This window comes from Arthrobacter sp. 9V (genome assembly GCF_902506065.1).
Classification (GTDB): Bacteria; Actinomycetota; Actinomycetes; order Actinomycetales; family Micrococcaceae; genus Arthrobacter.
This window is the reverse complement of the sequence record NZ_LR732912.1, coordinates 1,387,968-1,411,642: the sequence shown is the minus strand read 5'-3', so window position 1 is coordinate 1,411,642 and position 23,675 is coordinate 1,387,968. Positions and strand designations below refer to the sequence as shown.

18 protein-coding genes are annotated in these 23,675 nt (G+C 63.1%); 5 read left to right on the top strand and 13 right to left on the bottom strand.

Annotated elements, in window-relative coordinates; genetic code table 11:
- Positions 1-169 precede the first annotated feature (169 nt).
- Positions 170-1,315 (top strand): macrolide 2'-phosphotransferase, encoded by a 1,146-nt coding sequence (locus BACI9J_RS06655; protein WP_236558528.1) that lies wholly within the window; start codon positions 170-172, stop codon positions 1,313-1,315.
- 31 nt (positions 1,316-1,346) lie between these two features.
- Here BACI9J_RS06655 and BACI9J_RS06650 read toward each other — a convergent pair whose 3' ends face one another.
- The 3 genes from BACI9J_RS06650 to BACI9J_RS06640 are packed head-to-tail and all read right to left on the bottom strand — an operon-like array spanning position 1,347 to position 8,607.
- A complete protein-coding gene (locus tag BACI9J_RS06650; protein ID WP_159733700.1) occupies positions 1,347-4,850 on the bottom strand; it encodes an ATP-dependent helicase in 3,504 nt (1,167 codons plus the stop codon).
- On the bottom strand, positions 4,847-8,194 hold the full coding sequence (locus BACI9J_RS06645; protein ID WP_159733699.1) for an ATP-dependent helicase: 3,348 nt from the start codon (positions 8,192-8,194) through the stop codon (positions 4,847-4,849). Before BACI9J_RS06645 ends, BACI9J_RS06650 begins: the two co-directional genes overlap by 4 nt.
- Positions 8,191-8,607 (bottom strand): MGMT family protein, encoded by a 417-nt coding sequence (locus BACI9J_RS06640; RefSeq protein WP_159733698.1) that lies wholly within the window; start codon positions 8,605-8,607, stop codon positions 8,191-8,193. Before BACI9J_RS06640 ends, BACI9J_RS06645 begins: the two co-directional genes overlap by 4 nt.
- A gap of 65 nt (positions 8,608-8,672) precedes the next feature.
- Here BACI9J_RS06640 and BACI9J_RS06635 point away from each other — a divergent pair, with 65 nt between their 5' ends.
- The 4 genes from BACI9J_RS06635 (at position 8,673) to BACI9J_RS06620 (ending at position 12,170) form a co-directional block, all read left to right on the top strand.
- Positions 8,673-9,383 carry a 3'-5' exonuclease gene (locus tag BACI9J_RS06635; protein ID WP_159733697.1) on the top strand — a complete coding sequence of 237 codons (711 nt, stop codon included), beginning with the start codon at positions 8,673-8,675 and terminating at the stop codon, positions 9,381-9,383.
- A gap of 325 nt (positions 9,384-9,708) precedes the next feature.
- Entirely contained in the window at positions 9,709-10,659 is a 951-nt protein-coding gene (locus BACI9J_RS06630; RefSeq protein WP_201296526.1) for an ABC transporter substrate-binding protein, read from the top strand.
- A 12-nt stretch (positions 10,660-10,671) separates the two neighbouring features.
- A complete protein-coding gene (locus tag BACI9J_RS06625; protein ID WP_201296525.1) occupies positions 10,672-11,436 on the top strand; it encodes an amino acid ABC transporter permease in 765 nt (254 codons plus the stop codon).
- A complete protein-coding gene (locus BACI9J_RS06620) occupies positions 11,433-12,170 on the top strand; it encodes an amino acid ABC transporter ATP-binding protein (protein ID WP_159733696.1) in 738 nt (245 codons plus the stop codon). Before BACI9J_RS06625 ends, BACI9J_RS06620 begins: the two co-directional genes overlap by 4 nt.
- Positions 12,171-12,266: 96 nt before the next feature.
- Here BACI9J_RS06620 and BACI9J_RS06615 read toward each other — a convergent pair whose 3' ends face one another.
- From BACI9J_RS06615 to hemE, 10 genes are all read right to left on the bottom strand, one after another.
- Positions 12,267-13,553 carry a glycoside hydrolase family 3 N-terminal domain-containing protein gene (locus BACI9J_RS06615; RefSeq protein WP_159733695.1) on the bottom strand — a complete coding sequence of 429 codons (1,287 nt, stop codon included), beginning with the start codon at positions 13,551-13,553 and terminating at the stop codon, positions 12,267-12,269.
- A 113-nt stretch (positions 13,554-13,666) separates the two neighbouring features.
- Positions 13,667-14,986 (bottom strand): glutamate-1-semialdehyde 2,1-aminomutase, encoded by a 1,320-nt coding sequence (gene hemL / locus BACI9J_RS06610; protein ID WP_159733694.1) that lies wholly within the window; start codon positions 14,984-14,986, stop codon positions 13,667-13,669.
- Between the two features lie 42 nt (positions 14,987-15,028).
- On the bottom strand, positions 15,029-16,147 hold the full coding sequence (locus BACI9J_RS06605; RefSeq protein ID WP_159733693.1) for an LLM class flavin-dependent oxidoreductase: 1,119 nt from the start codon (positions 16,145-16,147) through the stop codon (positions 15,029-15,031).
- Positions 16,147-17,127, bottom strand: coding sequence for a porphobilinogen synthase (gene hemB, locus BACI9J_RS06600; protein WP_159733692.1), 981 nt, complete (start codon positions 17,125-17,127; stop codon positions 16,147-16,149). The genes BACI9J_RS06605 and hemB overlap by 1 nt, the downstream gene beginning before the upstream one ends.
- Positions 17,124-17,978 (bottom strand): uroporphyrinogen-III synthase, encoded by an 855-nt coding sequence (locus tag BACI9J_RS06595; protein ID WP_159733691.1) that lies wholly within the window; start codon positions 17,976-17,978, stop codon positions 17,124-17,126. The genes hemB and BACI9J_RS06595 overlap by 4 nt, the downstream gene beginning before the upstream one ends.
- Before the next feature lie 10 nt (positions 17,979-17,988).
- Positions 17,989-18,987, bottom strand: coding sequence for a hydroxymethylbilane synthase (gene hemC / locus BACI9J_RS06590; protein WP_159733690.1), 999 nt, complete (start codon positions 18,985-18,987; stop codon positions 17,989-17,991).
- The gene (locus BACI9J_RS06585) at positions 18,984-20,207 is read right to left on the bottom strand and encodes a ferrochelatase (RefSeq protein WP_159733689.1); all 1,224 of its coding nucleotides are present in this window, start codon (positions 20,205-20,207) and stop codon (positions 18,984-18,986) included. The genes hemC and BACI9J_RS06585 overlap by 4 nt, the downstream gene beginning before the upstream one ends.
- Positions 20,204-20,905, bottom strand: coding sequence for a hydrogen peroxide-dependent heme synthase (gene hemQ, locus BACI9J_RS06580; protein WP_159733688.1), 702 nt, complete (start codon positions 20,903-20,905; stop codon positions 20,204-20,206). The genes BACI9J_RS06585 and hemQ overlap by 4 nt, the downstream gene beginning before the upstream one ends.
- A gap of 72 nt (positions 20,906-20,977) precedes the next feature.
- Positions 20,978-22,468: a protoporphyrinogen oxidase gene (hemG, locus tag BACI9J_RS06575; protein WP_159733687.1), complete on the bottom strand. Its 1,491-nt coding sequence runs from the start codon at positions 22,466-22,468 to the stop codon at positions 20,978-20,980.
- Positions 22,469-22,473: 5 nt separating this feature from the next.
- Positions 22,474-23,586: a uroporphyrinogen decarboxylase gene (gene hemE, locus BACI9J_RS06570; protein WP_159733686.1), complete on the bottom strand. Its 1,113-nt coding sequence runs from the start codon at positions 23,584-23,586 to the stop codon at positions 22,474-22,476.
- Between the last annotated feature and the right edge of the window lie 89 nt (positions 23,587-23,675).

The window sequence follows — 23,675 nt, the reverse complement described above, 5'->3', positions numbered from 1 at the left end:
ACAAAAAACATTTTGAAAGGTCCCCGGCTGTGGACACCTTCCCCCGCCATTGCCGGCTTGGGTATCAAAGCGGGGTTTTGCCCCGGATAACCTGCGCATTTGCTGCGGATCTGAAGACTCGCCGCACTGCATCATGGCCAGAGGCCACACTCAATCTACCGTTGAGAATGTGAGAAGAACACCGCTCGAACTGGCCGCCATAGCAACCGCGGCGGTGCCCGGCCTGGCGCCGACGGCCGCCGCCTATTCCCCCGACGACGACGCCGACTTCGACTCAGCGTTGCTGCTGGACGCGGAAGGCAAGCGCTGGCGGGTTCGTTCACCGCGCCATCCCGAAGCCAGCGCGCGGCTTGAAACCGAGTTCATGGTGCTGCGCGCCTTCGCTCCCGCCATCCGGGCCGAGCTGCCTTTTCATGTGCCCACCATCGCCGGCACAGTCCAGCAGGGTGCCCTGACGACCTTCGTCTACGCACACCTCCAAGGCTCCGTGCTCTCCATCGAAGAGCTCTCAGCCGGCAGCCCCGACCTGGCCCGGGAAGTGGGCACTGCCCTGGCGGCGATTCATGACTTGCCACTGACCCTGGTCATCAATGCAGATCTGCCCAGTTACTCAGCCAATGAGTTCCGGCAGCGCAAGCTCAACGAACTCGACCAAGCAGCCACCACCGGCAAGATTCCGGCCACCCTGCTGCGCCGCTGGGAGCACGCCCTGGAAGACGTCGCCTTATGGCGATTCAATCCCTCGGTGGTCCATGGGGACCTCCATGAAGACAACTTGATGGTTCAGGACGACACTGTCACAGCTTTGACGGGCTGGACGGATGTGCGGATCGGCGACCCTGCGGACGATTTCGCGTGGCTGGTGGCATCCAACGAAGCCTCGTTCGTCGAGGCGGTTCTCACCCATTACACCCAGGCACGCCGGGATGTCCCCGACGCCCACCTTCTCCGCCGCGCTGCACTGCTGGCCGAGTTTGCCCTTGCCCAATACTTGGTCAAGGCCATGGCGGCAGGGCACCGGAGCATGACCGCAGAAGCAGAATCAATGCTCCAGTCGCTTGCCGACGACATCGACGATTCGATGCGCCGGGACGAAGAAGCTGCGAAAGCCGCTGAGCACGAGGCTGCCCTGCGGGGAGCGTCAGATTCCTCTGCAGGCGTTCCGGCCGTGAGTGTCGCCGCGATTCCCGATGCCGGCAAGTCGACGGCCTCCCCGGACAGCGATGCCTCCACGACCCCAGGCTACGACGACACCTCTACGGCTGCTATCAGCGTGGTCAGCGTAACGCCGCTCAGCGCGGCCGAACGCTCCTGACTTTCGGAGCCTTCAATGAGTCAGCTGTAGTTCAACTGCCGCTCTTCAACGCCCTCTCGACAATCAACTCCAGCTCCTTGGCGCTGCCAAGATCGTGTGGCCGTACTACGGCGTCATCCGCCACGTAGTAAAAAGCGGCGCTGACATTCTCAAGGGGAACGTCCTTGAGTCGTGCCCATGCGAGCCTGTAAACGGCAAGCTGGACCGCCCTGGTTGCCAGTTCCCGGCCCGCAGGGCGACGTCCGGTCTTCCAGTCAATGAGTTGCCAGCGGCCGTCAGCATCACGGAAGACCGCATCGATGCGCCCACGGACTACGACGTCGCCGATCCGGGTTTCTACAGGTACTTCGACGAAGGCAGGAGCACGTTGCGCCCATTCGGACTGCTTGAAGGCGGCCACCATGTCATCCAGGCCGTAGGCCTCATCAATGTGCGAGTCCGAACCCGGCGCTTCATCAAGGTCCAACATGCCGGTTGTCCCGAAGTACTCCTCCACCCAAGCATGGAAGGCTGTACCTTTGCGGGCGAAAATGCCCGGTTCGCGAGGAACCGGCCTGCGCAGCTGGGACAAGACAGCCCCGGGGTCAGCTCCCAGGTCAACAAAAAGGGATGCCGAAATGTGGCTGGGCAGGTGAACATCCTGAACAGTTTTCAGCTGGCGTTGCCGGTCCAACAACAGTTCTGCCTCCTTCGACCATTTCCCGGCCATGCCTGCCAGGTCTGCTGTGGTTGCCTCGGCGGGTTCCTCCATGTATCCGCGGACCAAAGCTGCAGCTTGGTTCATGGCCAGCCTTCTGCCGGGAGTCAGCCTCAGACGGGCGCCGGTGCGTGGGTCTGAAGGCCCTTCCAAGGGGTCATAGGGAAATTGTGCAACCTCGAGCACTGCGGTCAACGGGCTTTCCTCGGGCAAGGCCTCCTCGGCCACAGACTCAGCGTGAACCGTCGCCGCTCCGGCGGAATGCACCGGTCCGCCGTTGTTGTCCTCTTGGCCAAGTCCCGCAAGCGGCGCCAGTTCGGAAAGGAAGGAGGACATGCCCGCCATTCCGGATCGAGAGCCATTCCACGCAGCGCTGGAGGCCCAGAGGACGAACTTCGCCCGAGTGTACGCAACATACGCAAGCCTCCGTTCTTCGGCCTCACCATGATGCTGGACCTCGGATTTGAAGTCTTTCTCAGCGTCCAGCCATCCCTTTTGGTCAGGCTGGTCCAGGTCCCATTGGGGAAGGTCAGCGCGATCGCCCCGCAATGGCCATGGCAATGCAGCTGCGCCCGTACTCCACCGCGAATCCCTGCTGCTGGGGAACGAACCAGCGTTGAGGCCAGGAACAAAGACAACGTCCCATTCCAAACCCTTGGAGGCATGGACAGTCAACAATTGCACCGCCTCCCGGTTGGTCTCAGCGGGGGCAACGTCCAGGCCTCCTTCCTCTGAGGCGGCGGCTTCCAGCCACGACAAGAACGCCAGCAAATCAATGCGCTGTGATGTCTGGAGGAACCCTGCCGCTGCATCCTGGAAGGCATCCAGGTTCCGTCGCGCCTGGTGAATACTGATTCCCGGCTTGGCTGCCACTTCAATGTCCAGGAGCATGGCACGTTCCACCTCGCCCAGCAGTGTGGTGAGGTCGTCACCGATGTAGCTCCTGAGCGAGCGAAGCTCTGAGGCCAACCTGGTCAGGCGTTCCAAGGCAGCAGCGCTCAAACTTCTTCCATGACCCGAGGTCCAGCCGGGCCGCGGGAGAAAGTCAAGGGCCTCCACGAGGCTTGCGGCATCGGTGATATCGCTTTCAACCACGGCCATGGCGGGTTCTTCGTTGTCTTCAAAGGAGTCGTCGCGGGCCGGCGGGGCCGATCTGCGGCGGGCAAGGAAGCGGGACCAGTCACTGAAAGCCATCAAGTCTGCCGGACCAATCCTCCACCGCGCACCGGCCAACAACCTCATCAGCGCATCAGAACGTCCAGGATCGGACAGGACCCTTAGCGTGGCCACCAAATCCACGATCTCAGGCGTGTCCAACAATCCGCCCAGTCCAACGATCTCGTAGGGAATACCTTGGAGCTCGAACTCGCGGCGAAGGCATTCCATCTGTGCCCGGCGCCGGCACAGCACCGCCATGGTTGGTTGAACCGCGGTGCCGTCCTTTTCTTCCTCAAAAACAGTCTTCCGGTACCGACGGACATTGCGGGCTATGACAGCGGCCTCGTCTTCATCGGTACCAAACCGGGCGATCACTACGCTTCCATCCACCGCGGCGGGGCTGGGAACCAACGCCGGGACCGAGACGCTCCCCGCAGCCTCCCTCTCCCCTGCGGGTCCGCCCGACGCCGCCGCCCTGTTCAGGGGCCCTGCAATGGTGTTGGCAGCCTGAAGGATGTTCCTCCCGTTCCGCCAGGCAGTGGTCAGATAGGAGGTGGGCGCAACGGAGTAGGATGCCTCGCCGCCGGGCTGCTCCGCTTGCCGCACAGGAAATTCCTGCACAAAGTGGAAGAGCTGGCCCGCCGACGCGCCACGGAACCCGTAGATGGACTGATTGGGGTCACCCACAGCAGTGACTGCGTGGCCCTGACCGAAAAGGCGTGAGAACAGGACAAGCTGTGCATGGGAGGTGTCCTGGAACTCGTCCAGGAGCACCACTTTGTAGCGGGCACGTTCTGTGGTGGCAGCGAGCGGGATGTCACTTGCAATGCGCGCCGCGAGCGCCACGAGGTCACCGAAATCAAGGACACCCCGTTGGCGCTTTGTTTCCTGGTAGCGAACCACCATATCGGCAACACTGGCGCGGGTCCGGAGCATGGCCGCGAGGTCTCCCGCAGCCTGGCTGGGATTCTTTTTGGCCCCGGCAATATAGGGAAGCTGTTCAAAAGCCTCAACGCATTCCAGAACCCATTCCCGGACCTCCCCCGGGTCCTGAAGGTGCTCGGCGCACTCCCCGGCAAGCTGGATGACCGCATTGACGAGCGTGGATTTCGCGGCTGTGAAGTGCTCGTAGTCGCCGTCGTATGACTCCACCACTTCGCTGGCCAATTGCCAGGACTGCGCGCCACCGAGCAAAACGACGTCCCGTTCGATACCCAACCGGAGGCCGTAGTCCGACACGATGCCGCTTGCATAGGAATGGTAGGTGGACACCTTTGGTTCGAGGTCGTCGGCACCAAGAAGCCCCTCCGGGAAACCAATGCTGCCATCATCCTCGGCCGCGATCCGCTGAAGAGTGGCCAGCTTGGACCTTATCCGACTCGCCAGCTCTCCTGCGGCTTTCCGGGTGAATGTCACGCCGAGAACTTCCTCCGGACGCACCCAGCCGTTAGCCACCAGCCACACCACACGGTCCGCCATGGTGGCCGTTTTGCCCGAGCCTGCTCCTGCGATCACCAAGCGAGGTGTGAGGGGCGAAGAGATTATTGCCGCCTGCTCGGGCGTAGGGTGGTTCTTCTCGCCGAGGATACCGGCAAGTTCGGAAGGCGAAAATCTAGGCTCAGGGACTCCTGCGAAGTCCGGGGTGCCGGAGGCCAGGTCTTCCAGGAGCTCGGTTGTCATTCGGTGACCTGCTTTCCTCTGGCGCACAACGGACAGATATCCGGCAGACGGCATCCATGGCCGCCATGCCCGCCTTTGCCGGGATCATGCCGTGCTTCGAACGTTGCCCCTGCCATCAGCGATGCCGCCTCATTGACCAGGGTCTCTGCCCAGTTATCTGCCGCATCCAGGGGTTCCTGCTGCTGTACTGCCGGGCTCTTGGTCTTGGTCCCGAGCTGGGCCAACACGGCCCCGCCGGGAACGAAGCCGGTTGCCAACCCCGCTTCCGGGACTCCAGCGTCCTGGAAAGCTCCCTTGAGGACCGCTGCCTGATAGGCACCCAGTTGCGGGTGCCGGGCAACCTCGGCCTTGCCTGGTTGCCGTTTGCCGGTCTTGAGGTCCACGATCACGAGCCTGCCTTCCTGATCTATTTCGAGTCGATCCACCTGGCCGCGGAGTACCGCATGACGTGTGGCCTCCTCTTCAAGAGTTTCAGGACCCTCAGCGCCAGCGCCATCCACAGTGGCGCCAGCGTCCACAGTGACATCAGGGAGTTGAACTTCAAAGTCGTGCTCTACCGCCAGCAAGCTTCTGCCATCGGCGCGCATAAGGAGCACATACTGGGCCAACTTCCGGACCATGAGTTCCGCACGCTGGAAATCGAGCTTTCCCTCCCAGTTATCCTTCATGCCCAAGGCGGGCCAGCGGCGTACGAGTTCAGCAACATACTCCGCTCCCGAGGCTTCGGGAAGCTCCTGCGCAATGCTGTGAACCAAAGTGCCCAGGCTGCGTGCGAAGTCGGTGGCAGCTTCCCCGCCCGCTGCTTGGACGAACCAGTCCAGAGGGGATTTATGGACAGCTTCGACCTTGGAAGGTGAAACGGACACGGTACCCCCGGGCGGCACCACAGCATCCTGGGAACTCAGCTCCGCCAAGCCCCACCAGGTGTCCGGGTGCGCCCCTGGAACCTGTGGGTGGGTGCTGGCGAGCCTGGCCAGTATCCGGGCGGCCTCGTGTGCTGTATTGGCGTCTCCAACACCGGCGTCCTCCACCTGGGCATGCTGCCTGAGTTCGGCTACAAGGGCCCTCAAGGTCATGGGACGGTCAACGGGGGTATAACCGCGTTTGTACTCACCGGAAGCCAGCGGGGACACGTAATCAAGGAAAGCGGAAGGTTGTTCATCCTCGGACGAAACTGCCGTGCAGATCAAAACTTCACGGGCTCGCGATACGGCGGTTGAGAAGCTCCTGAGTTCGTCGTAGCGGATATCCCGGAGCCGGCTCAGTGGTCCACGCCGGAGAGCGTAGTCCACTCCATGCTCTACGGCGTCAGCGTAGACGGTGCTGCCCAGCAGCTCTCCACGGAGGCGGGTGTTGGGCCAAACACCCTCTTGGAGGCCCGCTACGATTACCACCGGCCATTCACGGCCTGCAGCACTTGCTGGAGTCATGATCTCTACGCACGCCTCGAGCTGCGCCCTTGCGGCAAGGGTGTCCATGGGCAGTTCCTGATTCAACAGGTAGTCCAGGAACTGTTCGGGTCCGGACCCGGGCAACTGGTCCACGAAGCGCTCAGCCGTATGGAACAGCGCCATCATGGCGTCAAGGTCCCGATCGGCACGAGCCCCGGCGTTGCCGCCTTCAAGTGCTGTTTCCGCCCAACGGGAAGACAACCCGGTAGCGTGCCATAAAGCCCACAGGACAGATTCCGCATTGGCCCCGGGCTCGGCTGCGGCAGCGGTACCGGCTGCGATCATGCGGGCCAGCCTGCGGGCAGAGCTGCCTTCAATTCCCAACGAGGCCAGAGCACCAGGCTGGAGCAGGGCCTCCACTAACAGGGCGTCGCTGGAGCGGCCTCCACCGCCCAGGAGTTCCTCGCCGCGCAGGGATTGCCGCAGCCTGCGCAATTCGATGGCGGTGGCTCCTCCGATCCGTGATGTCAGGAGCGAAACTGCAGTTTCCGGCGTCAGCTTGGCCGGGTCCAGGACAACGGCAAAGGCTTCCAGCAACGGGCGAACGGCCACCTCGTCACGGACAGCTGAGTCCGCTACCGGAACGCGCACCGGAATCCCTTGGCCGCTCAGATAACGCTGCAACTGAGAGATCTGTCCCCCGTTCCGGACGATCACGGCGATGTCGCTGAACTCCCGTGATTCACGGAGCTGTGCCTCGAGGATGCGTTGTGCGACGTAGCGCAGCTCGTGAACGGCGGACGGCAGCACGTGCCCCTCGACGCGACCAGCCAGGCCTTGTGCCGGGAAAGTGCCCTCTTGAATTTGGGGTTGTTCCAACTGCCTGGCCAATTGGCCGCCGGAACGCTGCGATATCCGGGCCGCCACTCGGGTCCAGGCCTCAGCTACTTCCGGCGTGTGCCTGTGGGTCACCGACAGCGGACGTTCGAGAACAGTTTGCCGCGTGCCGCCCAGCAGCGTTGGCAGCTCTGAGACCAAGTCCGGACGTGCTCCGCGAAAACCTTGCACGACCGTATCCGGGGAGTAGGTGACCACTATGTCCTTCCCTTCGCCGATGTCGGCGAGGAGTTCGAACACCGCCGGGTTCGATTCCTGGGCGTCGTCTACAAGGATGAGTTGCAGGCGCTCCCTCTCCGCGGCCAGGAACTCCGGCGAATCCTGGAAAATCTGGCGGGCGGTGGTGATGATACCGGCTGGGTCAAAGGCCTCAGGCATACGGAGGTCCAAGACATCCCGATACTCGCTGTAAAGCCGGGCAGCCGCCATCCAATCCGGCCGTCCGCACTCGTAGGCAAGACCCACCAGGTCATCTGCAGTGCGCCCCGATTCGATGATGCGGTCAAACAACTGCCGGATCTCGTGGCGGAAGCCGCGGGTAGGAAGTGCCGCCGCAAGGTCCTCCGGCCAAGGCAGTTGAGATCCCGGACGGGAATGGCCCTCAAGCAATTCCTTGATGATGAGGTCCTGTTCAGGGCCCGACAGGAGCTTCGGTGGGCGCGTCAAGGACAGGATACCTTCAGCCTTTGCCCGCCGGATTACGTCGAAAGCGTACGACGCCCAGGTGCGTGCCGGCGTCGTACTGAGGCTGCGGTCCAGCCGCCCAGTGAAGGTGTCCCGCAAGTCCGCGGCGGCGTGGCGACCGGGAGCAAGGATGAGGATCTGCTCCGGATTCAGTCCATCTTCACGGACTCGGCGCACCGCGGATTCCACGAGTACCGTTGACTTCCCCGTGCCCGGGCCTCCGGGCACAAGGACCGGGCCGCTCCCCTGCCGGAGGGAAACGACCGAATGCTGGTCCGGGGATAAGCCGGGTGCCGCGTAGTGGGTCTCCCGCGGCGGGAGCAGGCGGAGGGCCGCCGGTGCTTGGCGGGTTTTGGCAGGAGTCGCGGTCACACAGTCATTTCATCATCGGGCACTGACAATTTATGGAGTTGACGCTCCAACTGGTCGGAGATCACATCAAGTTGATCGAAGTCAGAGTCCGAAGGCGCCCATCGGGCGTTTGTTAGATCGACGCGCCAACGGCCTTCACCGGTGACCAGGAAGGCTTCATAAGCGCCATGTAGCGGAGTGGACTCTTCCACGTAATGTCGCAATGCGTCCACTTCATGGCCGGGAGGCGCCTCCCCGCTGGCTCGAAGCACGCGCCACCAGGCTACGGAGCTTCCGTAATGGCTCATGACTGCGCCCACCTGCCGCGGCCCGCCGGCGCCCAGGAGCTCAGCGACGTCCCCATAGGCGACCGCCGAGCCCGACGGAACAAGGTCTACGACAGCCAGAACCGCCGTCACGTACTCCATCCGCATGTGTTCAGCGTAACGGCAGAGTGTCGTGCCCAAAGAGTGTCGGACCCACCCGGTAGCTTGAACATATGAGCTCCTGGAACACCCTCTCCCGTGCCGCATTCGACCTCGAGACCACCGGGAAGAATTCGCGGTCAGCGCGGATCGTCACCGCTTCCATCACTGTTGTGGATGACCACGGCGAGCTCATCGCAGAGCACGAGTGGTTGGCGGATCCCGGCGTGGAGATCCCGCTCGAAGCCAGTGAGGTGCATGGAATTTCCACGGAGAAGGCCCGCGCTGAAGGCCGCCCGGCAGCAGAAGTCACCCGGGAAGTCGCCGGGGTACTCCAAGGGCTGTTCGACGACGGCACTCCCGTCATTGCCTTTAATGCCAGCTATGACTTCACGGTGTTGGCAGCCGAGTCCGCCCGCTACGGCGTTCCTCAATTGAGCCGCTTTCCCGTGCTGGACCCCTACGTGATGAACAAGCAGGTGGACCGCTACCGCAAGGGAAAGCGCACCCTGACCGCGCTATGCGAGGAGTACGGGGTTGATCTGACCAACGCGCATACCTCCGCTGCGGACGCTTTGGCTACGCTCCGGGTCTTGGATGCCATGGCGGGCAAGTTCCCCAAGCTGCAGATGCCGGCCTCCACACTGCACCAGCTGCAAGTAGACTGGGCGGCATCCCAGGCCGCTGATTTCCAGCAGTACTTGCGTCGGAGCAAGCCCACCGCCGTGATTGAGGGCGAGTGGCCGGTTCTTCCTCCTGAGGATGCAAGCCGGGGCGGCTTCTAGGCCGACGGACTTTCCCTCATCATGACGTTCTGCGACGCAAGTCACAGGAACTTCAGGCACTCCCAAGCAGGGCTTATTGGCTCGCGGATTCCACGCTTGTCCACCCTGCCGAAATAGTCCGTAGCTCACGGACTCGGTTGCCTCAACATTATTCGAGTAAATCGGGTGTAAGCAACCGTTTGTTCGATTCAACGTGCGTTGGTGGGCTGGTGACATAATTAAGTTTGGCGGGTTGAAGTCTGCTAGGGCAGCCAACCTCCTCTCGGTTGCCACATTCCCCGCCCACCGTGAAACGTCTCCGTGACCCGATGAAAGTGATTTCTTTATGAAATTCAAAGCCCCTAAGTGGCTCTCTGTTGCCCCCGTGGCCGCAGCCTTGGTGATTTCCCTGGCAGCATGCGGCGGAGGAACCTCCGAGCCCAGCGGCTCGCCCACCGATGCGCTGGCCGGCAGCGACCAGAAATCGCTGGACACGTTCACTACCGCGGACGTAACGCCGCTGGACAAGATCGATAAGTCCAAGCTGGGACTTATCACCGACGGCACCCTGCGCGTGGGCACCCTCTCTGACGCCCCGCCGAACATCTTCATCGACCCTTCCGGTAAATTCACCGGCTACGACAATGAGCTCCTGCGCGCCATCGGCGACAAATTGGGCCTGAAGGTCGAGTTCGCCTCCACTGACTTCTCGGCGCTCCTGTCCCAGGTGGGTAACAAGCAGTTCGACGTCGGATCCTCCTCGATCTCCACCACCGATGCCCGCCGCAAGACGGTCGGTTTCACCAACGGTTACGACTTCGGCTACATGGCGATCGTCACCAAGAACGACTCCAAGATCACCGGCTTCGCCGACGTCAAGGAAGGCCTCCGCATCGGCGTCGTCCAGGGCACCGTCCAGGATGACTACATGACGAACACGCTCAAGATCGAGCCCGTCCGTTTCCCTGACTACAACACGGTCTACGGCAACGTGAAGAACGGCCAGATCGACGCTTGGGTTGCTCCTTCCCAGCAGGCCGATGGCCAGGTCAAGGAAGGCGACAACACGAAGATCGCCGAGAAGGTTGTCAACACCCAGAACTTCACCGCGTACGCCGTGAACAAGGACAACAAGCCGCTGATCGACGCTTTGAACTCCGGCTTGGATGCTGTCATTGCTGACGGTACCTGGGCCAAGCTCACGGCCGAGTGGTACAAGGACCGTCCGACTGCTGCCGAGCAGACCCCCCAGGGCTGGAAGCCGGGCAGCAAGGCCGTCCAGCTCCCCGCCAAGTAACCAGGGCGTTCCATGGATATCCTCAATCAACTGGCCGAGTCCTTCTTTGACTGGCAGGCAATAGGCGAAGTTCTCCCCAAGATGTTCGCTGTCGGCCTGCCCAATACCATCGTTCTGGCGGTCGTCTCGGGCATCATCGGGACTGCACTTGGGATGCTGCTCGCTCTGATGGGGATTTCCCGGAACGCAGCAGCCCGGTGGGTCGCCCGCATTTACACGGACATTCTCCGCGGGCTTCCTCCGGTGCTGACCATTCTGGTGATCGGCTTCGGTTTCGGTCCGATCATTCGCGAACTGACAGGGTCCACCAGCCCATACCCCATGGCCATCGCTGCTTTGTCCTTGATGTCCGGCGCGTACATCGGTGAAATCTTCCGTTCCGGCATCCAGAGCGTGGACAAGGGCCAGCTCGAAGCCACCCGTGCACTCGGGTTCAGCTACGGCTCGTCCATGCGCCTGGTGGTGGTGCCCCAGGGCATACGTCGGGTTCTTCCTGCCTTGGTAAACCAGTTCATTGCGTTGATCAAGGAATCCTCGCTGGTGTTCATGCTCGGTCTTTTGGCCACGGAGCGTGAGATTTTCCAGATCGGCAAGGACGCTGCCGCCAACAGCGGCAACCTATCCCCGTACGTGGCCGCTGCCATCTTCTATTTGGCGCTGACCATCCCGCTGACGCACTTTGTGAACTGGATTGATGCCCGCATGCGTTCCGGCCGGCCGGAGAAGAAGGAACCGGACGAAGCAGCAGCCGTGGTAGGAAAGGGAGCCCAGGCATGAGCGAATTCGCATCAGGCACATTGACGGCCAAGAACATCCATCTATCCTTCGGCAGCAACCACGTGTTGCGCGGCATCGACCTACATGTGGAGAAGGGCACCACGGCCTCCGTGATTGGCCCTTCCGGCTCGGGCAAGTCGACGCTCCTGCGCGTCATGAACCGGCTCATCGAACCGGACCAGGGCGACATCCTCCTGGACGGACGTTCCGTGCTCAAGGACAATCCGGACGAACTGCGCCGCCGTATCGGCATGGTCTTCCAGCAGTTCAACCTGTTTCCCCACAAGACCGTGGCCGAGAATATTTCCCTGGCCCTCCGCAAGCTCCGTGGCATGTCCAAGGAGCAGGCGCGCGATGAAGCCCTGGCTCAGTTGGACCTGGTGGGTTTGAAGCACAAGGCTGACGCACGTCCGGCCAACCTCTCAGGCGGCCAGCAGCAGCGTGTGGCGATTGCCCGCGCGCTTGCCATGAAGCCCGAGGTCATGTTCTTCGACGAAGCCACCTCCGCTTTGGACCCGGAACTGGTCAAGGGTGTCCTGGCCCTCATGACGGACTTGGCCCAAGGAGGCATGACCATGGTGGTGGTTACCCACGAGATGGGCTTCTCCCGCAACGTCTCTGACGTCGTAACCTTCATGGACGCCGGCGTGGTGGTTGAATCCGGCCCACCGGAGCAACTGTTCAGCAGCCCGGAAACGGAACGCCTTCAGGGCTTTCTTTCGGACGTTCTCTAAGGAACCTCCTCATACCCGGGAAGTGAATCCGGTGAAAAGAACCCCGCCTTCTCACAGAAGGCGGGGTTCTTTGCTGTTCCGCATTGCGTTGCGCCCCTATTGACCAGCCTTGACCCGCAGCACAGTGAGGGCGGCGGCATCCACCTTTGCGCGGAAGGAAGGGTCTGCCGCGGCCTTCTGCACCACAGCTTGGTGCATGGCCGGAATGCTTGTGGGATCGGCACAGACCAGCATGGTTCCGCCGGCACCAAAGAAGTTCAGGGCACGATCGGCATCGGACCAGGCCTCCAATTGCGCGGCACTGCAGAGGTCATCCGATAGGACAATTCCTGTAAAGCCTGCGTCAGCGCGCAGCATGGTGTCCATGATGGTCGGTGAGAACGGTGCGATGTTGGCGGGGTCGATCTTGTCGTAGTACGCGTTCGAGACCATCACCCAACGGGTGCCTGCCTGGATGGCTGTGTGAAACGGCTCCAGCGAAGGATCCGTGCGTGTGGTGGCCGTGTCACGGACGTCGCTGCTGACATCCGTGTTGGGAATCACCCTCCCAAGTCCCGGAAAGTGTTTCACCACCGGGGCAACCCCGGCATCCCTCATACCGTCGGCAAACGCATTGCCCAACAGCGAAACGTTGGCGGGGTCATAGCCGTACTCCCGCTGAAAGTGGCCGATGGGGGCGTTGGAGGGTGCAAACTGCGGGCTGGTCACTGTATCCAGGACCGGTGCGAGGTTCACATTGACCCCTACGCTGCGGAGTTCCTTCCCCCAGGTCGCCGCATCCGAACGGAGCTTTGCGGCTCCGGAAGAGGCCTGCACCAAGGCGGTAGGAATCGTGGAAAATCCCGGGCCGGAGAGCACCTGGACGTACCCGCCTTCCTGGTCAGTAGCAACAAAGAGTGGTACCCCGCCGGTTGTGGCAATGGAGACTGTACTCGTCAAAGAAGACACAACGTTTGCCGTCGGAGCAGTTCCAGCTTTGCTGCGTCCGCTGAGGTAAACGTTTCCGGCGTGATACTTGGTGAGTGCCTGCAGAGTTGCGGGTTCGGCGCCGGTGGCCTTGGCTGCCACCATGAACAGTTGACCTACGCGCTGCTCAAGGCTGAGGCCGGCGAGTTGCTGCTCGGCGGCTGACACGGTGCCCGGGGCCGGTGCAGGCGAGGCAGCGGCCGGCGTGGAAGGCGGCGCCGATTGCGTGGGTGAAGCGGCCTGCGGGCTTGGAGTCGGCACGGCCGATGGCGAAGAAGGGACGGGCGACGGCGTCCCCTCTGCCGGGGTTTGGCCGGAGTTCGCTGTGCCACTGGAACATGCAACGGCCGTTGCCAGGAGCACTCCTGCCGTGGCGATGCTGACACTTATGGATGCAGTGGACGGGGAATTGCGCATGGTAAACCGTGAATTCGTTGGGGGTGGGTTTCCATCTACGAGCCTACCCCGGGAGAAGCAACGATGCCCCGGCCGAGCTGCTTCAAGCAGTGCGGCCGGGGCATCACGAAGAATTAGGCCGTAGCGCCCGCCGCAGCCTTCGCTGCCGCAGGGAGGGCCTCAATAATCCGGTTCATGGCTGCGTCGTCATGCGCAGCGGAAAGGAACCAGGCTTCGAAAACGGACGGCGGCAGGTAGACGCCGGAGTCAAGCATGGAGTGGAAGAACGGGGCGTAGCGGAAGCTTTCCTGCCGCTGGGCGTCGTCGTAGTTGTGCACGCCGCGGGCAGAGGTACCGAAAGCAACGGAGAACAGATTGCCGGCCCGCTGGATGGAATGGTCAACGCCGGCGTCATCAAGGGCAGAGGAAAGCGCAGCGGAGAGCTCCAGCGAACGGGCATCAACGTAGGCATAGACCTCAGGAGTTGCGTGGCTCAGCGTTGCCACACCTGCGGCCATGGCCACGGGGTTTCCGGAGAGCGTACCGGCCTGGTAGACGGGTCCAACCGGGGCGAGGTAGTCCATGACGTCGGCACGGCCGCCCAGTGCCGCCGTCGGCATTCCACCGCCAATGACTTTGCCGAAGGTGAGCAGGTCCGGCGCCCAGCCTTCCTGCCGGCCGGTCAGTCCCCAGTAACCGGCGTAGCCGGTGCGGAAACCGGTGAGGACTTCGTCCAGGATGAGGAGGGCACCGTGTTCCTTGGTGATGCGGGACAGCCCTGCATTGAATCCCTCCCCCGGCGTGACGACGCCCATGTTGGCCGGGGCCGCTTCGGTGATGACGGCGGCGATGTTCTTGCCGTGCGCTGCGAACGCAGCCTCGACGGCGGCGAGATCGTTGTAGGGCAGAACCAGGGTTTCAGCGGCGGTGGCCTCTGTAACACCGGCAGAGCCGGGCAGAGCCAGGGTTGCCACTCCGGATCCTGCCGCTGCCAGCAGCCCGTCCAGGTGGCCGTGGTAGCAACCGGCAAACTTGATGATCAGGTTGCGGCCGGTGAAACCGCGGGCCAGGCGAACGGCCGTCATGGTGGCTTCGGTTCCGGTGGACACCATCCGCAGGCGTTCGACGGCGGACACCCGTTCCTTGACGATAGCGGCAAGGTTGGCTTCATCCGGTGTGGAGGCTCCAAAGGACAGTCCACGGTCCACAGCTGCGTGCACGGCGTCGAGGACGGCGGGGTGGGCGTGACCCAGCAACGCCGGTCCCCAGGAGCAGACGAGGTCCACGTATTCCTTACCGTCCGCGTCCGTCAGGTAGGCGCCCTTGGCCGAAACCATGAACTTCGGGGTGCCGCCCACTGAACCGAAGGCCCGCACCGGAGAGTTCACACCGCCGGGCATCAGGGACCGTGCACGGTCGAACAGTTGATCGGACACGGGGGTATTTGAGGTCATGGTTCCTATTCTTTCAGTGATTCAGGAGCAGTGAGGCGGGGTCTACGTTGCAGCCAGCAGCTCGGCAACGCGGGGAGCCACCTCAGTGCCGTAGAGCTCAATGCAGCGCATCATGGATTGATGCGGCAACGTTCCATTGCTGTATTTGAGGTCGAAGCGATCCACACCGAGATTCCGCTTGAGCAGGGCAATTTTCTGCGCCACGGTTTCCGGCGATCCAACGTAGAGGGCTCCTTCAGGACCGCACATGGCGTCAAACTCACCGCGGTTCCCCGGACCCCACCCACGTTCGGCGCCGATCCTGTTGCGCTGCTCCAGCCAGTGCGGGAAAAGCTCGTCGCGGGCAGCCTCGTCCGTGTCAGCGATGAATCCTGGTGAGTGTGTAGCAATTTGGCGCATGGGGTGGCCGTACTTCCCCATTGCCTCGCGGTACAGGTTGACCAACGGTGCGAAGCGGCGTGGCTCGCCCCCGATAATGGCGAATATGATGGGATAGCCGTATTGGGCGCAACGTAGCACGGACTCCGGAGTGCCGCCGACGCCAATCCAAGCGGGCAGCAGGTGGTGCTCAAGTTTGGGGTACACCTGCAGACCGTTGACGTTCGGCCGCGTGCGCCCCTCCCAATGAACCGGTTTCTGCGCCCTGACTTTGTCAAACAGTTCCAGTTTTTCCTCGAACAGGACTTCGTAGTCCGCCAGATCCAAACCGAACAGCGGGAACGACTCCACGAACGAGCCCCTGCCGAGCATGACTTCGGCCCTGCCGTTGGACAAAGCGTCTACTGTGGCGAACCGCTGAAATACCCGGATGGGATCATCGGAGCTAAGTACGGTAACGGCGGACCCCAAGCGAATCCTTGTGGTAACCGCGGCGGCCGCTGCAAGGAAGACCTCGGGTGCGGACACAGCGAAATCGCGGCGGTGGTGCTCCCCCACACCGAAGGCATGGATTCCGACGGCGTCAGCCAGCTTCGCTTCCTGCAGCAGCTCGCGCAGCACTCGCGCATGCTCCTTGGGGTTGCCCTCGGCATCCACCCCGGCATCGCCGAAAGTGTTCAGGCCAAGCAGGATCTGGTTCGCCGCCACCGGGGCGGCAGGATCGGAAAGTCCAGAAGACTCAGACGGGGCGGGAGATTCGGATTCGGGGGGAAGAGAGGACATCAGGACTCCTTCAGCCAGCCTGCCAGTTCGGAGGCCCAGTAGGTCAGGACGGTATCGGCTCCGGCGCGCTTGATGCCGAGGACGGATTCGGTGATGGCACCCCGCCTGTCGATCCAGCCGTTGGCAGCGGCCGCTTCGATCATGGCGTACTCACCCGAGATTTGGTAGGCCGAAACAGGTACCGGGCTCATGGCTGCGACGTCGGCCAGAATGTCCAGGTAGCTCATGGCAGGCTTGACCATCACCATGTCCGCGCCTTCTTCGAGGTCCAGTTCAACCTCCAGGATGGCTTCCCTGCGGTTGGCCGCGTCCATTTGGTAGGTCCGGCGATCACCCTTGAGCTGGGAATCCACGGCCTCTCGGAAGGGGCCGTAGAACGCTGAGGCGTACTTGGCCGCGTAGGCCAGGACGGCTGTGTTCTTGTGTCCGGATTCTTCCAGCGCCTGGCGGATAACCGCGATCTGGCCGTCCATCATTCCCGAGGGCCCCAGCACATGGGCTCCGGCCTCGGCTTGGGCCACTGCCATCCGGCCATAAATCTCCAGCGTGGCGTCGTTGTCCACATAGCCTTCGGAATCGAGGACGCCGCAGTGGCCGTGGTCGGTGAATTCGTCGAGGCAAACATCGCCCATGATCACCAAGTCATCGCCCACCTCGGCCTTGACGTCGCGGATGGCCTTGTTCAAGACGCCCTCGGGGTCCAGCGAAGCGGTTCCTTGCGCGTCACGTACTTCAGGCACACCGAACAGCATGATGCCGCCCACTCCCAGTTCAACGGCCTCGGCTGCTGCCCGCTTCAAGGACTCGGTGGTGTGCTGGACAACGCCCGGCATGGAGCTGATGGGGCTGGGCTCCGTGAGGCCTTCCCGGATGAATGCCGGGAGGATCAGGTCCGCGGGCGCCAAGCGGTTCTCGGCGGTGAGCCTGCGCATGGCCGGAGTTGTGCGCAAGCGGCGGGGACGATGGTTCGGAAAGCTCATTGCGGATTCCCTTCGTTGGCGAAAACTGTTTGCAGGGCGGCCACAATGCCGTCCGGGGTTGGTACTTTGGCGGTGGCTGCCACGGTGAGGCCGAGCCGGGAAGCCTCCGCCGCCGTCGGCCGTCCAATGGCGATCAGCCGGCAACGGCCCAGTGGCTGCAACGTTGCAGCAATACGGCGCGCAGCACTCGGAGAAGCGGCCACCACGGCGTCCACGGTTCCGGCGTCCAGCGCCGCCCGCGCCTGTTCCGGGCTGAGGGTCTTCGGTGCGTCGGCAACGGAAATCACGACGTCGGATGGAAGTTCCGTTGTCAGGCGAAGTTCCGCTCGGGCCGGATAGTCGACAGTGCGGTAGGCCACTACGGTCGTCACGTCTGCTCCCTTAGCCGCAAGGCCGCCACGCAGGCCGGGAGCCGCTATGTCAGCTTGGGGCAGGAAAACCCGTTCCGGGGCTGCTTTCCACGCAGCAAGGAGACCCTCCGCTGACTGGACATCGGTAGGTGCCAAGGAAACGGTAAGGCCAACGGATTCAAGGACTTCCCGGGAGGAGGGGCCAATAGTGGCAACCTTGGTTTCCGATGGGACAAGGTCTGCCAAGGCCATCCCGCGTTGGGCGGCCTTCTCCAACAGAACCCGGACGGTGGTGATGCTGCTGATCACCAGCCAGTCAAAGGCACCGGCCTTCAATCGGCCCAAGGCCTCCTCAAGGGGTGCCTGGTCCCCGGCCTGTTCGAAGTCGATGAGCGGAAGCACCAGCGGCTCCGCCCCCAGGTTGCTCAGGAGCGCAGCCAAGGGGCGCGCACGGTGGGCGGTCCTGGTAATCAGGACACGCCTACCGGCCAGCCCACTCATTTCATTCGGATCAGGACGCGGCAAGGTCCGCGATCTCCGCGGCGCCGGCAGCGAGCAAGAGCTCTGCCACTTCGATGCCGAGCAACGTGGCTCCGACGTCCGTGAGACCGTCGGTTGCTTTCTTCTCTCGGACCGTCTTGGTTCCATCCACGGCACAGACCGCTGCTTCAAGGTGCAGCATGCTGCCCTTCCGGAAGGCGTAGGCGCCCACGGGGGCTGCACAACCGGCTTCAAGCCTGGCCAGGACGGCGCGTTCTGCTGTGACGGCTAGGCGGGTATCGTCGTCGTTCAATGCCGCAAGGGCCTGGGCCAGCACTCCGTTGGACCCGCCGGTGGAACCGGCCACGCGCGGGGCGTCGGCGGACCGGCACTCGATGGCCAACGCTCCCTGGCCGGGGGCGGGCAACATGACGTCTGATTCGAAGAACTCGCTCACCGTGTCCAACCGACCCATGCGCTCCAAGCCGGCCGCGGCCAACACCACGGCGTCAAGATCGCATGATTTGCCCGGGACAACTTCATCGGTCACATTTCCCGGCAAGCCCGGAACACGACCGAGGCGCGTGTCCACGTTTCCGCGAATATCAAGTACCTCAATGTCCGGACGGGCGGCCCGAAGTTGGGCAGCACGCCGTGGCGAGCCTGTGCCTACCTTGGCACCGCCCGGCAGTTCGGCGAGCTTCATGCCATCACGGGCACAAAGGACGTCGCGGACATCCACCCTTTTGGGAGTTGCGGCGATGCTCAGGCCCAGTGCGGCGCCGGTAGGCAGGTCCTTCAGGGAATGAACGGCAACATCACAGGTCTCAGCAAGCAGGGCATCCCTAAGTGCTGCCACGAACACGCCGGTTCCGCCCATCTGGGACAAAGAGCCGGTCTTGACGTCGCCTTCGGTCTTGATGTGCACGAGCTCCACCGGGAAGCCGCCCACGGCCGCCAACCGGTCCGCAGTTTGCTGCGTCTGCGTCAGGGCAAGCTTGCTCGCCCTGGTGCCGATGCGAACGGTCACTTGGCAACCTCCGGAGCGGGGTAGGCGTCGTGGCCAGTGCCGATCCCGACGCCAACTTCTGAAATGACGGGCTTTGCTCCGCGGAAGTTTTCGCAGCAGTTGGGGCGGCAGACGTCGTACCAAGGGCCCAGATCCGTCACGTGGGGACGTTCGGCAATGTTGTTCTCCACGGTGCGTTCACAAATGAGATCAACCAAGCCGGACACGAAAGCCGCGTGAGTACCCGGGGTGGGAACACGGGTGGCTTCAATGTTGAGGTTTTTGCAGGTTTCCAATGCCTCGGTGTCGAGGTCCCAGGCAACTTCCATATGGTCGCTGACGAACCCAAGAGGAACGATGACCACACCACGGACGCCGTCGGGGGCGATCTCTTCGAGGTGGTCATTGATGTCCGGTTCAAGCCAGGGAATGTGCGGCGCGCCGGAGCGGGACTGGTACACCAGGTCCCAGGCAACGTTCGGCGCCACGGTGTCCATGATGGCCTGGGCATTGGCCAGGTGTTGCGCGGCGTAGGCGGATCCTTCGGCAAATTCGCGGGGCTCGTCCACGGACCTTCCCGCTGCCTCTGCATCCCGGGTAGGAATGGAGTGCGTGGCAAACAGCACCCGGATCTTCGAATCCGGATCAGTTTCGCCGGCGGCGGCCAGCTTGCCGCGGATCTCTTCCAAGCCCGCGGCAGTTCCCTCAAGGAAGGGCTGGACTACGCCGGGGTGGTCAAAGTACTGGCGGATCTTGTCCACTTCAAGCTTGCCGTCCAAACCGGTTTCGGTCAGGGCAACACCAATGTCCTCGCGGTACTGGCGGCAGCTGGAGTAACAGGAGTAGATGCTGGTGGTGAGCATCAGTATCCGGCGGTGTCCGGCGTCGTAAGCGTCCTGCAGTACCGGTGCGATGTACGGGTCCCAGTTCCGATTGCCCCAGAGGACCGGCAGCTCGATGCCGCGACGGGCCAGCTCTGCCTCGATGGCAGCCTTCAGCTCACGGTTCTGCTGGTTGATGGGGCTGATGCCGCCAAAGGCACGGTAATGGTGTGAAACCTCTTCGAGGCGCTCGTCCGGGATGCCGCGGCCTCGGGTGACGTTGCGGAGGAAGGGAATGACGTCGTCCTGGCCTTCGGGACCACCAAAGGAGGCAAGCAGCACGGCGTCATACTGCTTGGGTTCCTGGCGGCCACGCTCGGTGACGGCGTTCGGTGCTGTGGAGACAACGGGCTGGGTCATGCGAGGACCTCGGCAATCTCGGCAGCCGATACGCGGCGGCCAGTGTAGAAGGGGATTTCTTCACGGACATGATGACGTGCCTCGGTGGCGCGCAGGTGACGCATCAGGTCAACGAGGTCCACCAGTTCAGGTGCTTCGAGACCAAGGATCCATTCCCAGTCGCCCAAGGCAAAGGAGGAGACCGTGTTTGAGATGACCTGCGGGAATTCACGGCCCAGCAGGCCGTGGTCCCGGAGCATCTTGCCGCGCTCGTCCGTGGGAAGGAGGTACCACTCGTAGGAGCGCACAAACGGGTAAACGCAAAGCCAGGTACTGGGCTCGACTCCGCGCGCATAAGCCGGCACATGGCTCTTGGAGAATTCAGCTTCGCGGTGCACGCCCATGGCGGACCAAACGATCTCGGTTCCGGCGAAGAGCTTGCTGCGGCGGATGGAGCGCACTGCGGACTGCAGGTCCTCGGGCTTGGGACCGTGGAGCCACACCATGATGTCAGCATCCGAGCGCATGGCCGAGACGTCATAGCTGCCCCGGAGGATCACGCCGCCCTCCGCGAGCTTCTCCGCGAGGGCTTCGAACTCCTGGGCAGCATCGCCGCTGCGCAGGACGTCGGCCGAGCGCTTGAAGACCGTCCAGAGCGTGTAGAACTGTTCTTCGGTTTCAGCAGTTTTAGTGACAGATTCGGCAGAAGTGTGGCTCATGGTTCAAGTTTGCCCCGTGCCAGCCGCTAAGTCGAAACGGAACAGTTCTACAAGGCGTAGAAGTGATGCAAATCACAAAATCGGGGATCCGTCGGTACGCAACGAGGCCAGTTGCGTCCGGGTGTCGGCCACCACCGCAGCAAGGCCATTCCCAGCCAACCAACCGCCAACCACGGTAAGGCGGTCCGCAGCGGCGCACACCTGACGAGCCTGCGCCACGCGCTGTTTATGACCGACGGCGGCAAAGGGCAAGGCACCTGCCCACCGCACCACATCCCAGTCCACAATGTCCGCCCGGGATACCGGCACGGTCAGCAACGCGGAAGCATCTTCCAGGGCCGAAGCAAGGAGTGACTCATCATCCATGACGACGTCCGCCCCACCGCCTGCTTCCTCCCGCCGGCCATAGGACAGGCGCAGGACATGCGTGCCGGGACCGGCTTCGCCAGCCAACCAATCCCACTTCGCCGTTGCATGGGTCAATGCTTTGGCCTTGATGCCCGGGGTTTCAGGCGCCACCAGAATTCCGGTCCCCCGGGGCCTGTCATCGAGCTGCGGCAAGTCCACCACCATGGTTACCAGGCTCACCAACGGCCCTGGAGCCGGACGCAGGCCGGACAGCTCAGGCAAGGACTTCTCCAGCAACCCCACAGCCGCCGGGCCGTCAAGGGCAACAACCAGGCGGCCGGCGTCGTACTGTGAATCCCCGGCGGTGACCCGCCAACCTTGCCGGGTCTTCACGACGTCGCTGGCGCGCCGGTCCGTGAGCAACTGCACCCCCCGCTCCCGCAGGTCAGCCACGAGCGCATCCACCAAGGTGTTCATTCCACCCTTCAAGCCCGCAACAGCGGAACCCGCCTTTGCAGGACCTGAAGATGCCCCGGAGGAGGATGAGGCGCCCTTGCGTTGAGCCGCAACAGCAGCAGCGAGTGAGCCATGAGCGCGGATCCCTGCACGCAGGCCCGGGGCCACCATGTCCACGTCCAACAAGGCCGGGTCAGCCGAATGAACGCCGCCCACCACGGGCGAAACAAGCCGCTCCAAAACCCTTTTGCCCATCCGGGTACGAACCAAAGCCGAAACGCTGGTGACATCCGAGGACGTCCCTACGGAGGCCGGGAGCCAGCGGTCAAAGGACGCTCTGATGGCTCCGGCGAGCCCCAGGGATCGTCGAACCTCGGGGTCCCAGGCATTGGCAGGAATACCGAGCACTCCGGTTTTGGGGAGTTCCTGCGGCCCGTCCGGAAGCTGCACCCAGGCACCTCCGGGGTGAGGAGCTACGATCCGGTCCGCCAGTCCCAATTCACGTGCGAGATCGGCTACGGCTGAGGACCGGGTGGCAAACGACTCCGCACCGCTGTCCAGGTGCAGCCCGGCAACTACGTGGCTTCCCACGCAGCCACCCCATGCGCTGCTTGCCTCGAGGACCGTAACCGCTGAACCGGCTGCAGCCAGTTCCCGAGCGGCGATCAGGCCGGAAATACCGCCCCCCACCACCACGGCAGGTGGCCGTGCAGCTGTTGCTGCGGGGTTTGACGCGGGCGTTGGGTGCCCTCCGCGCATTGTTGCTACTCCGCGATGGAGTGGATGAGCTCCACCACGCGCGTCAGGACTGTGGGATCCGTTTCGGGAGGAACTCCATGGCCAAGGTTCAGGACGTGACCAGGCGCGTGGGAACCGGCGGCAATGACCTCGCGGACATGGGCTTCAAGGACCTCCCACGGAGCGGACAGCAGGGCGGGATCGATGTTGCCCTGCAGTGGCACAGTGCCACCCAGGCGGCGGTTGGCCTCATCCAAGGGCAGGCGGTAATCGACGCCAACGACGTCAACACCGACGTCTCGCATGGCCACCAGAAGCTCGGAGGTGCCGGTTCCAAAGTGGATCAGCGGTGCCCCTAGTCCGCGGACATGGTCCAACGCGCGGGTGGAAGCCGGCGCCACATACTTGGTGTAGTCAGCCAGGCCCAGGGATCCGGCCCAGGAATCGAAGAGCTGTGCGGCCGACGCGCCTGCCTCAAGTTGGGCCTGAAGGAACATGCCGGAGGTGTCGGCAGCCCAGTTTGCCAGGGCGGTCCAGGTCTCGGGATCGGCGTGCATCATGGTGCGCGGCCCGAGGTGGTCGCGCGAGGGCTTTCCTTCAACCATGTAGGCCGCAAGGGTGAACGGGGCACCCGCGAAACCGATCAGCGGCGTCTTTCCGAGTTCGGCAACCGTCAGGCGGACCGCTTCACGGATTGGTTCGAGGGCTTCCCACGTAAGGGTTGGCAGTGCGGCAACATCAGCTGCGGTGCGGACCGGCTTGTCCAAAACAGGTCCCACACCGGGGACGATATCCACGCCCACCCCGGCGAGCTTCAACGGAATGACAATGTCCGAGAAGAAGATGGCGGCGTCAACATCGTGGCGGCGAACGGGCTGGAGGGTGATCTCGGAAGCGAGTTCAGGCCGGAGGCAGGAGTCCAGCATGGCCACACCTTCGCGCACCTTCAGGTACTCCGGCAGGGAACGGCCGGCCTGTCGCATGAACCAGACGGGCCTGCGGGACGGTGTTCCACCGCGATAGGCCGTGATCAACGGCGAGTCCGAGGTACGGCCGTCTTTCAGCGGGTGGTTGGCGCCAAGGGTTCCCGCCGGTGCGTTGGAAGCCGTACTGTTGGATGCTGCCGCGCTAGAAGTCATGCCTTCGATTGTGCCCAAAATCCGGGGCAAAAGATAACGACAAGCTGTCACGTAGCGTCCCGCCCGGGCCGTTGTGGCGGGGATCACCG